10 protein-coding genes are annotated in these 13,047 nt (G+C 42.7%); 6 read left to right on the forward strand and 4 right to left on the reverse strand.

Annotated elements, in window-relative coordinates; genetic code table 11:
• Nucleotides 1-46 precede the first annotated feature (46 nt).
• Both ppc and ACYU0V_RS00170 read right to left on the reverse strand, forming a co-directional pair.
• A complete protein-coding gene (gene ppc, locus ACYU0V_RS00165) occupies nt 47-2,731 on the reverse strand; it encodes a phosphoenolpyruvate carboxylase (protein ID WP_325792289.1) in 2,685 nt (894 codons plus the stop codon).
• Between the two features lie 170 nt (nt 2,732-2,901).
• Complete coding sequence (locus ACYU0V_RS00170) at nt 2,902-3,525, reverse strand: TetR/AcrR family transcriptional regulator (protein ID WP_002119184.1); 624 nt, start codon at nt 3,523-3,525, stop codon at nt 2,902-2,904.
• A gap of 148 nt (nt 3,526-3,673) precedes the next feature.
• Between ACYU0V_RS00170 and ACYU0V_RS00175 the strand changes: the two genes are divergently transcribed.
• The 4 genes from ACYU0V_RS00175 (at nt 3,674) to dnaJ (ending at nt 9,635) form a co-directional block, all read left to right on the forward strand.
• Nucleotides 3,674-4,780, forward strand: a complete 1,107-nt coding sequence (locus tag ACYU0V_RS00175; RefSeq protein WP_461848602.1) for an efflux RND transporter periplasmic adaptor subunit — start codon at nt 3,674-3,676, stop codon at nt 4,778-4,780.
• Nucleotides 4,777-7,902 (forward strand): efflux RND transporter permease subunit, encoded by a 3,126-nt coding sequence (locus ACYU0V_RS00180; RefSeq protein WP_461848604.1) that lies wholly within the window; start codon nt 4,777-4,779, stop codon nt 7,900-7,902. The genes ACYU0V_RS00175 and ACYU0V_RS00180 overlap by 4 nt, the downstream gene beginning before the upstream one ends.
• A 139-nt stretch (nt 7,903-8,041) precedes the next feature.
• Nucleotides 8,042-8,419 (forward strand): hypothetical protein, encoded by a 378-nt coding sequence (locus tag ACYU0V_RS00185; protein ID WP_461848605.1) that lies wholly within the window; start codon nt 8,042-8,044, stop codon nt 8,417-8,419.
• A 103-nt stretch (nt 8,420-8,522) separates the two neighbouring features.
• The gene (gene dnaJ, locus ACYU0V_RS00190) at nt 8,523-9,635 is read left to right on the forward strand and encodes a molecular chaperone DnaJ (RefSeq protein WP_002119101.1); all 1,113 of its coding nucleotides are present in this window, start codon (nt 8,523-8,525) and stop codon (nt 9,633-9,635) included.
• Nucleotides 9,636-9,749: 114 nt separating this feature from the next.
• Here dnaJ and ACYU0V_RS00195 read toward each other — a convergent pair whose 3' ends face one another.
• Nucleotides 9,750-10,103 carry a hypothetical protein gene (locus ACYU0V_RS00195; protein ID WP_461848608.1) on the reverse strand — a complete coding sequence of 118 codons (354 nt, stop codon included), beginning with the start codon at nt 10,101-10,103 and terminating at the stop codon, nt 9,750-9,752.
• Nucleotides 10,104-10,286: 183 nt separating this feature from the next.
• Between ACYU0V_RS00195 and dapB the strand changes: the two genes are divergently transcribed.
• Together dapB and ACYU0V_RS00205 are read left to right on the forward strand one after the other, a co-directional pair.
• Nucleotides 10,287-11,108 (forward strand): 4-hydroxy-tetrahydrodipicolinate reductase, encoded by an 822-nt coding sequence (dapB, locus tag ACYU0V_RS00200; protein ID WP_002119175.1) that lies wholly within the window; start codon nt 10,287-10,289, stop codon nt 11,106-11,108.
• 50 nt (nt 11,109-11,158) lie between these two features.
• On the forward strand, nt 11,159-11,812 hold the full coding sequence (locus tag ACYU0V_RS00205) for an START domain-containing protein (protein ID WP_002119284.1): 654 nt from the start codon (nt 11,159-11,161) through the stop codon (nt 11,810-11,812).
• A gap of 41 nt (nt 11,813-11,853) precedes the next feature.
• On the opposite strand, the gene ACYU0V_RS00210 is transcribed toward ACYU0V_RS00205, so the two are convergent.
• Nucleotides 11,854-13,044, reverse strand: coding sequence for an MFS transporter (locus tag ACYU0V_RS00210; RefSeq protein WP_002119209.1), 1,191 nt, complete (start codon nt 13,042-13,044; stop codon nt 11,854-11,856).
• Between the last annotated feature and the right edge of the window lie 3 nt (nt 13,045-13,047).

A 13,047-nucleotide genomic window follows, 5' to 3' on the forward strand; every position in this document is an offset into this window, starting at 1 on the left:
AGCACATCGGGACGCACTGCTTTATAAAACAATCGGTAAAATCAGCCTAGCCCGTATTACGTAATCCAGCGGCAATACCTGCAATACTCACCATAAGTGCATGGTCGACAGGGGTGTGCTCTGCCTGACGCTGCGCTAGATAATCGCGACGACGCTTCATGAGTTCAGCCTGTAAAAGATGCAAAGGAAGTAGGTATGGCTTACGAACCTGCATAGATTGATCAAGAACATCATTATTACTCAGAAGCTTTGATTCATCTTTTAATGCAAGCAAGGTTTCAACAGCATCTTTTAGTCGTTGGCGTAATTGGTTGCCGAGCACTTTCAAATCTTCATCTTCAGTCAAATGAGACTCGTAATAGAGTGCAATGTTGGCATCGGCTTTAGACAATACCATTTCCAGCATATCAATGAGTGTTTGGAAATAAGGCCATTGCTGGAGCATTTCATCAAGTGTCGCTTTTTGCTGATCGGCAATCACTTCATTAATAGCTGCGCCAGTGCCTAGCCATGCAGGTAACATCAAACGGATTTGAGTCCATGCAAACACCCATGGAATCGCACGTAAAGACTCGATGCCACCACTCACTTTACGTTTTGCAGGACGCGAGCCTAACGGCAACATTTGTAATTCAAGCTCAGGCGTGACAGTACGTAAATACTTCACAAAGTGTGGATTTTCACGGACTGTTTGGCGATAAACCTTAACAGAATGATCTGTCATACGGTTCATGAGTTCACGCCATTCAGTTTTAGGTTCTGGTGGTGGTAATAAGGTCGCTTCAAGTGTTGCTGCGGTATAGATTTCAAGGTTTTGCATCGCAATACCTTCTAGACCGAATTTGAAGCGAATCATTTCACCTTGTTCTGTGACACGGATTGCCCCAGAAATTGAACCAGGAGGTTGCGAGAACAAAGCCTGTTGGGTTGGTGCCCCACCACGGCTAATTGAACCGCCGCGACCATGGAATAGTGTCAACTGTACGCCGTGTGTTTGAGCAATTGCAGTCAGCTCTTCTTGAGCACGATATTGTGCCCAGTTGGCAGACATGAAGCCAGCATCTTTTGCAGAGTCGGAGTAGCCGATCATGACTTCGTGTTTACCCTGAATGTGCTGTTTATACCAATGCATATTGAATAGCGTATTCATGGTAGTTGCAGCGCCATCTAAGTCTTTTAAAGTTTCAAACAGGGGAACTACACGTAAAGGGTGCTGAATACCTGCTTCTTTTTGCAATAACAACACAGCTAAAACATCACTTGGATATTCAGCCATTGAAATAATATATGCACCTAAAGACTCAGGCGGTTGGTCTGCCAAAGTACGCATGGTTGCAAATACTTCTTGAACATCTGGATGACCAATCAAACTACCTTCAGGCTCATTAATATATTTCGGTAAAAGCGGGCGTTTACTTTGTAATTCTTGAATGAGGAAATTTTGGCGCGCTTGTTCAGTCCACGATTCAAAATTACCTAAACCTAAATATTCGGTAATGGCTGAAATCGCTTGGCGATGACGGCCTGATTCTTGGCGAATGTCGAGTTTAAGTAATTCAATACCAAAACAGTTCACACGGTAGATAAAGTCGAGCAGTTGACCATTCGCAATTTCAGGTAGGTTACTGTCGATTAAAGAGCGATAGCACAGCAATAATGGTTGTAAAAGCTCATCTTTACTTTTAATGACATTGCTGTCGTCTGCTTCTAAGCCTTGTAGGCGCTGCGCTAACCAGTGTCGAGTTGCTTTTAAACGTTCTCGTGTAGCACGTAAATATTCGCGATAAGGTTCTGCATGTTGGCTACCAATTGCCTGAATCATTTCTTCGGAACACGTCTGGATTGAAAGTTCCCAACGTAAGTTTTCGATATCTCTTAAATAGAGATCGGCAGCTTGCCAGCGTGATAACCACAGTACTTCTTGGGTAATTTGATGGGTAACATTTGGGTTGCCATCACGATCTCCACCCATCCAAGATGCGAAACGTACTGGTGCAATATTCAGTGGTAAATTAAGTTGGCAGTTTTCTTGAACTAATTCATTTAACTCGCGAATGAATTTAGGTACAGCATTCCAAAGTGTTTGCTCAATTGTGGCAAACCCCCATTTTGCTTCATCAACTGGAGTTGGACGGTGCTGTCTGATTTCATCTGTTTGCCAAGCCGAACTAATTTGTTGCTTTAAATTCGCAAGTGCATTTTGGCGTTCGCGTGGGGTGAGTTTTTGCTGATCAAGCTGTGAGAGGCAAGCGTTAATATCATCATATTTTTGAATGAGGGTACGACGACTCACTTCAGTTGGGTGCGCCGTAAGTACTAACTCAATTTTAAGATCGCAAATTTGCTGGAATAGTTTTTCTGTTGAAATACTTTTATCTTTAAATTTTTGAAATAAGTGAACCAGCGGATTCGGAGAGTTTGCATCCGAATCAAACTCTGCCTGTCTGCGGCTACGGACCACATGATATTGCTCGGCAATATTCGCAAAATTGAGGAAGTGAGAAAAAGCGCGGGTGAGAGGAAGTAACTCTTCATCGGGCAGTTCTAAAAATAATTGTTCTAGTTGCTTTTCGGCTTCAGCTTGACCATCACGTGCACCTTTGGCAAGAGCACGGATTTGCTCGATCTGATTAAACAGTTCTTGTCCTGCATGTTGTTTTAGGGTTTCACCTAACAAATTACCAAGTAAGCGGACATCCTCACGCAGTGGCGCATCGATTTGCTGAACCATGCTATTTTCTCCTGTTCTTATTCTTATCGAATATAGCGCGATTAACAAACATTCCAAGCTTTGAGCGTAAGAAAATGTGAATTTTTGCTTAAAAAATAACATTTAATTCGCTTGTAGTGTCTTAAAAGCTGGCATGCACTCAGCGCAACTTTTGACAATCGGACTTTGGTTTAATTCCGATATTTGAGCAAGAATAAATTAATTGCGTCGCGAATAATTTGCTCTAGCTCCTGTGCATTTGGGGCAGCAGTAATGCCCAGTAAAACCTTGTGATGGCGTACACCAAGCAATAAGGTCAAAAGCAGTTCTGTTTGATAGATCGGATCATCGGCTTGAATGAAACCTAATTGAGCAGCTTTTTGAAAAAACTCAGCTAATTGATTCTCCATTCGTGTGTGTGAAGCTTCAAAAAACTGTAAGGCGAGTGGGTTCTGTTCGGCTGCAAGCTCCAACAATACGTGATCAAGCTTTAATGCTTCAGGTGAATAAATAATTTGTAAGGCACGTGAACATACAATAAAGAGTGTTTGATAGAAGTCTGCCGATGTATCTAAGTCAAATTGTTTAGTGCACAGTGTCTCTTCACAAGTTTCCGTAATCGCGCAGATAAACAGGTTCACTTTATCTTGAAAGTGGTTATAAACCGTGAGTTTAGTAACGCCTGCTTCCTGTGCAATCTGGTTCATGCTGGTTCCGTGATAGCCGGATTTTAAAAAAATAGCTTTCGCGGCTTGTAGGATACGAGCACGCTTTTCCAGATCTTTGGGACGACCACTTTGATTAACTGTTTGCACAAAACCCTCTAATAAAAGTTTAGAAAAATAAATATTTATAAGTTTTTTTTAATTAATGTACTCGTAGGTATATTAATTAAAAAACAAACAAACTATGATGCAAGCATATTGTGCCTTAAAAAATCAGTTTGAATAAGAGCGATAAGATATGAATCTGTTAAAACCTCTCATCATGAGTATGGTGATTGTTTGTACGGTCACATTAATGGGATGCAGTAAAGAAGCACCCAAAACAGAAGAAATACCCTATGTGATGGTGGCGCAGCCATTAACCACACTCAATGAACAAAAAAGCTATGCAGGGGATGTGCAGGCTAGACAACAAACGGCTTTGGCATTTCGGGTTGGTGGACAAGTTACGGCGCGCTATGTGGATGTAGGCGACCGAGTTAAAGTTGGACAAGTATTAGCAAAACTCGATGTGGCAGATGCCCAGTTACAATTAAATGCTGCTAAAGCCCAACTGGATAATGCACAGGCTTCAGCAAAAACAGCAGCAGATGAACTTAAACGTTTTCAACAATTACTCCCTATTAATGCAGTGAGCCGTTCACAATTTGATACGGTAAAAAATCAATACGACGCGGCACAAGCGGCTCTACAACAAGCGCGTTCTAACTATGAAGTTTCTGCAAACCAAACTGGTTATAACCAACTCGTTTCTAATAAAAACGGGGTGATTACTGCGCGAAACATAGAAATTGGACAAGTGGTTGCAGCAGGACAAGCTGCTTATCAACTTGCAATTGATGGAGAGCGTGAAGTTGTTATTGGCGTACCGGAACAAGCAGTTACCGAGATTAAAGTTGGTCAAGGCGCTTGGATCACCTTGTGGTCTAAACCGAATGAAAGGTTTGCTGGATATGTACGCGAAGTTTCTCCGGCAGCTGATCAGTCTCGTACCTTTACAGTGAAAGTTGCACTCAAAGAAGGGCAGTCTGTTATCCAACTTGGACAAAGTGCACGTGTATTTTTTACCTCAACTCAAACCAACGTGATGAGTGTGCCACTTTCGAGTGTTTCAGCAACAGATAATCAGCCTTATGTCTGGGTTGTTAATGCGAATCAAACTTTACGCAAAGTATTTGTAACGGTTGGTGCATATGGCAGAGACAGTGTACCCGTGCTATCTGGTTTAACACCAAATGATTGGGTGGTGATTGGTGGTGTGCATTTGCTACGCGATAAGCAGAAGATTCACCCGATTGACCGTGAAAACCGTGCGGTGAAAATTCAGGGAGCAATCCAGCCATGAAATTCAATCTCTCGGAATGGGCATTAAATAATAAAGGTATCGTCCTTTATTTTATGCTGTTACTTGGCATTATCGGCGCGATCTCTTATTCAAAACTCTCACAAAGTGAAGATCCACCATTTACCTTTAAAGTCATGGTCGTACAAACCTATTGGCCGGGAGCAACAGCGAAAGAAGTTTCAACGCTGGTGACTGACCGTATCGAAAAGGAACTCATGACAACAGGGCAGTATGACAAGATTATGGCTTACTCCCGCCCAGGTGAGTCTATGGTCACGTTTGTTGCCAAGGACTCGCTGACATCGGCACAGATCCCTGACGTTTGGTATAACGTTCGTAAGAAGGTGAATGATATTCGCCATGAACTGCCAAACGGTGTACAAGGCCCATTTTTTAACGATGAATTTGGGGACACTTTCGGTAATATTTATGTACTGACAGGCAAAGACTTTGACTATGCACTTTTGAAAGAATATGCAGATCGTTTGCAATTACAGCTTCAACGAGTCAAAGATGTCAGTAAGGTCGAATTGATTGGTCTGCAAGATCAAAAAATCTGGGTTGAGATTTCTAACACTAAAGCGGTGCAGCTCGGAATTCCAGTTACAGCGATTCAAGAAGCCTTACAAAAGCAAAATAGTATGGCAAGTGCGGGCTTTTTTGAAACGGGTACAGACCGTATTCAAATTAGAGTAAGTGGTCATCTACAAAACATTGATGAAATTAAAAAAACACCTTTATTGGTCGGAGATAAAACCATCCAGCTTGGTGACGTCGCGGATGTCTATCGTGGTTTTAGTCAGCCTGCTCAACCACGTATGCGTTTCATGGGTGAAAATGGTATTGGCATTGCCGTTTCGATGCGTAAGGGCGGTGACATTATTGCCCTTGGTAAAAATCTAGAAACAGAATTTGCCCAACTGCAAAAGACCTTGCCACTCGGCATGAAATTGCAAAAAGTTTCTGACCAACCTGTAGCAGTACAACGCAGTATTCATGAGTTTGTGAAGGTACTCGCTGAAGCAGTCATTATTGTCTTGTTAGTGAGTTTTTTCTCTTTAGGCTTCCGTACGGGATTGGTGGTCGCTTTTTCTATTCCTTTAGTTTTAGCAATGACCTTTGCCGGTATGAGTTTATTCGATGTCGGACTGCATAAGATTTCACTTGGTGCTTTGATCTTGGCGTTAGGTCTGTTAGTCGATGACGCCATTATCGCCGTCGAGATGATGGCCATTAAGATGGAGCAGGGCTATAGCCGGATTAAAGCCGCCGGATTTGCGTGGAAAACTACCGCATTTCCGATGCTCACGGGAACATTGATTACCGCGGCAGGTTTTTTACCGATTGCTACGGCTCAGTCTAGTACAGGTGAATACACACGCTCTATCTTTCAGGTTGTGACCATTGCTTTATTGGTGTCTTGGATCGCGGCAGTTTTATTCGTACCTTATTTAGGTGAAAAGCTATTACCAGACTTTACCAAGTTAGGACATCAGGCCCCTTGGTATGTCCGTTTGTGGGCAAGATTAACTAAAAAACCACAACCGCAAACTGTGGCAATTTCACAGGACCATCATTACGATCCTTATCAATCTAGTTTCTATTTACGTTTTAGAAAGATGGTCGAGTTTTGTGTGACCTATCGTAAAACCGTGATTGCAACGACGGTGGGGATTTTTGTGCTCTCTGTGCTGATGTTTAAGATGGTACCTCAGCAGTTTTTCCCGCCTTCAAACCGTGCTGAGATTTTAGTCGATTTAAAGCTTGAAGAAGGTGCTTCTTTAACAGCAACAGAACAAGCTGTGAAAAAGGTTGAAAAATTCTTGTCTAAACAAAAAGGTATTGATAACTATGTGGCCTATGTAGGGACAGGTTCACCACGTTTTTATTTACCTTTAGACCAGCAATTACCGCAAGCCAGCTTTGCTCAGTTTGTTGTACTCGGATCATCACTTGATGATCGTGATGACATTCGTCGTTCGTTAGAAACACAAATTAAGCAGTTACTCCCACAAGTCCGTACTCGTGTGTCATTACTCGAAAATGGCCCACCTGTGGGTTATCCATTGCAATATCGTGTGTCAGGTGAAGATTTAAATCTGGTACGTAAAGAAGCGCAGCAAGTCGCTAGAGTAATGAGTGAAAACCCGAATACCACCAATGTGCATTTAGATTGGGGCGAGCCAAGTAAGATCATTTCTATTCAAATTGATCAAGACCGTGCTCGACAAATGGGTGTCTCTAGTCTGGATTTAGCGAACTTCATTAATGCATCAATTACAGGTAGTGCGATTGAGCAATATCGTGAAAAACGTGAACTCATTGAAATTCGCTTACGCGGGGACCAAGCAGAGCGCGTTGAAGTGGCTTCACTGGCAAGCTTAGCTGTGCCAACGAACAATGGAACCACTGTACCTTTAGCTCAAATCGCGAAGATTGAGTATAAGTTTGAAGATGGTTTGATCTGGCATCGTAACCGCTTACCGACGATTACTGTTCGCGCAGATATTCGTACCAATTTACAGCCTGCTACCGTTGTGGATGAGTTAGCTGAATCAATGGATAAGTTACGTGCTGAATTGCCAAGCGGCTATCTCATTGAAGTGGGTGGAACCGTAGAAGAGTCTGCACGTGGGCAAGATTCTGTGAATGCGGGTATGCCACTCTTCTTGGCAGTGGTCATGACATTACTGATGATTCAGCTCAAAAGCTTGTCTCGCTCGACCATCGTGTTGTTAACAGCTCCACTGGGTTTAATTGGTGTTGTTTTATTCTTACTGTTATTTAACAAACCATTTGGCTTTGTGGCCATGTTAGGCACAATTGCGCTCTCTGGCATGATCATGCGTAACTCGCTTATTTTGATTGATCAAATTGAGCAGGACCGACAAGCGGGACATCCAACTTGGGAGGCAATTATTGAAGCGACAGTGCGTCGATTCCGTCCAATTATTTTGACTGCTTTAGCCGCTGTTCTGGCCATGATTCCACTTTCTCGAAGTATTTTCTTTGGTCCGATGGCAGTTGCGATCATGGGCGGATTGATTGTTGCCACCCTACTGACATTGTTTTTCTTACCTGCACTCTATGCAGCATGGTTTAAGGTGAAAAAAACCGCATAAAATACATAAATTTTTTGTGAATAAAGGTGCGAAATATTGAAAAGTTCAATATAGTAGCACCTGTCTTTACACAAAAAATACAGGATTATTTCGCTGCATAAAAAATAGGCACAATGCAGTGAATTGAGGTGAAATACAGATGGGGCAAGACCATATCGAACAGCATCGCCGTTATATTGTAATTTCTTATGCGTTCATGTTTCTTGCATTGTTTACGGTTATCTTTGCGGCTTTGGCTTATCTGGTCGCTCGCAAAGTAGCTGTTGTGGATGATGCAGAAGTTTGGATTCATGCGCATGCGCTATGGATTATGCGCAATGGTATTCTATTCCTTCTCATGTCAGTTTTTGCTGTTGTCTGGTTTATTCCGCTCTTCTTCTTTGCATGGGATAGTAATCTTTGGGTCACAGCCTCTACGGTTGCTGGCGTAGTTTTTAGCGCTATTGCGTGGTTATTTCTATTAAATGCATGGTTAAAAGGCTTGTCTAAATATTTAAAAAATAAGGCAGTTTTTTAATATATCTATTTTTTAAACATTTCCCCCTTGTAAATTCGGCTAAAGCCCCCCATTTAGTCGGCAATAGAGTATTGATAAAATTCCGTGAGGAGCACCGCCAAAAATGGCTAAACGTGATTATTATGAGGTTTTAGGCGTTTCAAAAACCGCAAGTGATGATGAGATCAAAAAAGCCTACCGTAAATTGGCGATGAAATATCATCCTGATAGAAACCCTGACAATGCCGAAGCTGAAGAGAAATTTAAAGAAGCTGCTGAAGCTTATGAAGTTTTATCGGACAGCGAAAAGCGTAGCATGTACGATCGAATGGGACATAATGCGTTCGAAGGTGGCTTTGGCGGGGGCGGTGGTGGCTTCGGCGGATTTAGTGCAGAAGATATTTTTAGCCAGTTCGGTGATATCTTCGGTGGCGCATTCGGTGGTGGTGGACGTCAACAGCGTCAACGTCGCGGATCAGATTTACGCTATGTAATGGAACTTACCCTTGAAGAAGCTGTAAAAGGGGTGAAAAAAACCATTACCTTTACTGCTCCAGCACCATGTGATGTGTGTGATGGTAAAGGTTCTAAAAATCCAAAAGATGTTGAAACCTGTAAAACTTGTCATGGTTCAGGACAAGTTCGTATGCAGCAAGGTTTCTTCTCTGTTCAACAAACATGTGGTACGTGTCGTGGTCAAGGTAAAATTATTAAAAACCCTTGTCAGGCATGTCATGGTTCAGGTGTTGCCGATCGCCAGCAAACGTTGGAAGTTACAATTCCAGCGGGTGTAGATAATGGTGACCGCGTTCGTTTGAGTGGTAAAGGCGAAGCAATTCGTGATGGCCAATCAGGTGACTTGTACGTTGAAGTCGTCGTTCGTGAACACGAAATTTTCCAACGTGATGGCGCAGATCTTTATATGGACGTACCAGTGAGCATTGCTGATGCTGCACTTGGTAAAGAAATTGAAATCCCAACTTTGGAAGGCCGTGTTAGCCTGAAAATTCCTGAGGGTACTCAAACAGGTAAATTATTCCGTTTACGTGGCAAAGGCGTTCGTCCAGTACGTAGCAGCATGGTCGGTGATTTACTCTGCCGTATTGTGGTAGAAACACCAGTCAACTTAAATTCTCGTCAACGTGAATTACTTAAAGAGTTGCAAGCTTCTTTTGATGGCGAAGACAGTGCTTCTTCACCAAAGAAAAAATCATTCTTTGATCGTTTGTTCGATTAATGCTTGATTAGACAAGAAATTAAAAAGAAGGCGGATATTTATAAAATATCCGCCTTTTTATTGCGCTGATTCATCTTATTATTTTTATTCTGCTTAAAAGAAAATTACGTCTGCTTACTCTGTAGGGTGAGCAACATCAATGTCGTCAACACTTACAGTCGGTTCGCTAGAGGCAAGAGTAGGAGCATTTTCGATCACTGGTGCGGCTACTGCTTCTGCCTGTACAGCTACTTTCGGTGCTTCTGCTGTTGTTTCGCCAATAATTGGGTCAATATCTTCAACTTTAACGTCAGCATTGGCATCATTTGTTTGAGCTGTAGGCGTTGCTGTTTGAGTATTTACGTTTGTCGTAATACGCGCTTTAGATAAGCTTTCTAATGTGTCTCCTGGCTGGATTGCAGGCTCTGCAAATGCCACTGAACTCATAATCCCCATCATTACTGTAAAGCCAATAATTCTCGAATGCATGCTGAACTCCTTATAGTCATCTTTTTCTCATTCGTGGCTCCGTAGTCTGCCGATCAATTCTTTAACTTTTGTGAAAACAGATTAAATTTCGTCCTAACTCAAAAAATAATTTTTACTTTTTAAGATGAGCAAAGAGTTTTGATATAGTAGACAAATTACATAAAACCGAAGATTGGGAAGATTATGTCAGCAGCTCCACGCATTGGTATTTTAGGTGCAGGCGGTCGTATGGGCCGTACGCTTATTCAAGCAGTTCAACAGGCAGGCTATCAATTAGCTGCTGCGGTAGAGCGTCCGGAAAGTAGTTTGGTGGGCACTGATGCAGGTGAGCTTGCTGGTATTGGTTCAGTGGGTGTGAAAGTTTCAGGAAACTTGGCAGAAGTTCTTAAAGACTGCGATGTAATCATTGATTTTACTGCACCCGTTGCAACTGCTCAGCATTTAAAGCTTTGTCGTGAAGCTGGGGTTGCCATGGTTATTGGTACAACGGGCATGTCAGATGAGCAAAAAGCCGAGCTAGACGAAGTTGCTACGCATACCCCTGTGGTTTACGCTGCGAACTATTCAGTGGGCGTAAATGTATCAATCAAGTTACTTGAGCTTGCAGCAAAAGTATTTGGCGATACAGTAGATATTGAAGTGATTGAAGCGCACCACCGTCATAAAGTAGATGCGCCGTCAGGTACAGCATTAATGATGGGCGAAGCAATTGCAGATACTTTAGGCCGTAACTTAAAAGAAGTTGCTGTGTATGGACGTGAAGGGCATACAGGCCCACGTGACCGTCAAACGATTGGTTTTGAAACTATCCGTGGTGGTGACATCGTTGGCGAACACACTGTCATGTTTATTGGTGAAGGTGAGCGTGTTGAAGTGACTCATAAAGCGACTAACCGTATGAACTTTGCTGCTGGTGCAGTACGAGCTGCTGCATGGGTTGTGGGCCGTGAAGCGCGTAAATATGACATGAAAGATGTTTTAGGATTGAACGACGTACAGGTATAAAACCCTGTACGTATTCCATGTGTAGCGAGAAAAACAAGATAGAGCAGAACATGAATAAAAAACAAATTGCCTTGACCACTCTTCTTTGCTTAAGCAGTCTCTGGACGGGGGCTGCTTCTACTGAAAAAGCTAAACTCAGCTTAGACCGTAATAATATTAAAGTCTGGACCTATCAAAAAACTGATAATCCAGTCTTTCAATATAAAGCAGAAACCACATTTGATGTGCCACTTGAACGCGCTGTTGCTGTGATTTTAGATGTAAATCGTGCTGACCAGTGGGTGCCCTATATGGGCAAAGTTGAAATGTTGTCTCAAGATGAGAAAAAAGGTGAGTTCACACTGTATATGGTGTTGGATTTTCCGTTTCCTTTGAAAGATCGCGATGTGGTTGTAAAAGGAAAAATGAGCAAGGCTGCAAATGGCGTTGTAACAATTAAAAATACTGCAATTAGTGGAAATTATCCGATACAACCTGATGTAGTGCGCTTAACACGCTATGAAGGGGATTGGACATTCCAGAAACTTGCAAATAATAAGGTGAAAGTAACGACCAGTGGTTATGCTGATCCTGCTGGTGCAATTCCGTTGAGCTTTGTAAATATGTTTGTTCAACAGCAACCTTACCAGATGCTGCTCAAAATGAAGCGGGAAGTAACCAGTCCGATTTATGAACACCCTAAATTACCAGATATTTTAAAATAAATAGCTTAAAAAAAAAGCGCCTGAGATCAGGCGCTTTTTTATTAATCTGAACACTGCTGTAAAGCTTGTGCAGGGCTGCTTTCGCGTTTGATTTGAAATAAAACCAATAACAAACCTAACCCAGCCAACAATGCGCCAGCAAAAGATACTGCGCTATAACCCCAACCTAGATCGAGTACTAACGCGCCTGCTGCTGCACCTACTGCATTACCTAAGTTAAACGCACCAATATTCACTGAAGAGGCAAGTCCTGGTGCTTCATGAGCGACTGACATTACACGCATTTGCAAAGGTGGTACTAAAGCAAAGGTTGCTGCACCCCAGGTCACTAATGCAATGGCTGCTCCAATCTGGCTTTGCGCAAGAATTGGGAAAGTCACCATCATCACAATCAACAGAACCAAGAAACCAATCAGAGTTTTGTTGATAGACAAATCTGCAAAACGTCCACCCAAATGGTTACCAATTGAGAAACCTACACCAATCAGCACCAACATGAACGTAATGAAAGTCGGTGAAGCATGGGTAAACTCAGTCAAACTTGGCGCAATATAGGTGTAGAGTGTAAACATTGCACCTGCACCGAGTACGGTGGTGAGTAGCGCAAGGACCACAGGAGTACGCGTTAATACCTTTAATTCAGCTTTCACATTTGGTTTTTGGGCAACCATACCTTGTGGGAGCGCTTTCCATAAAGCGAGCATGGTAATTACGCCAAGCAAAGAAATCGCAAGAAAAGACATACGCCAGCCAATGTTTTGCCCAACCCATGTTGCTAACGGTACACCACCAATATTGGCAATGGTTAAACCCATAAACATGGTTGCTACAGCACTGGCCTGTTTATGTGCGGGTACAATGCTTGCCGCTACAACAGAGCCAATCCCGAAGAAGGCACCGTGGTTCAGGCTTGTAATGAGACGAGCACCTAATAAGCTCATATAGCTTGGTGAAAACGCTGCGATTAGGTTACCGACCGTAAAGATCGCCATCAGCAAAATAAGCGCATTACGTCGTGCAAAACCACCAAACCACAAGGTCATGAAAGGCGCACCTAGCATGACGCCAAGTGCATAGCCCGTAATTAACATTCCGGCCGTTGGAATTGAAATTCCTAAATCATTAGCGATATTCGGCAACAGTCCCATTGGTGAGAATTCCGTGGTGCCAATGGCAAAGGCACCAATTGCCAATGCCAATAACGAGAACGCCGTATTTGATTGAGTGTTCATGAG

Source organism: Acinetobacter sp. X9 (assembly GCF_054889255.1).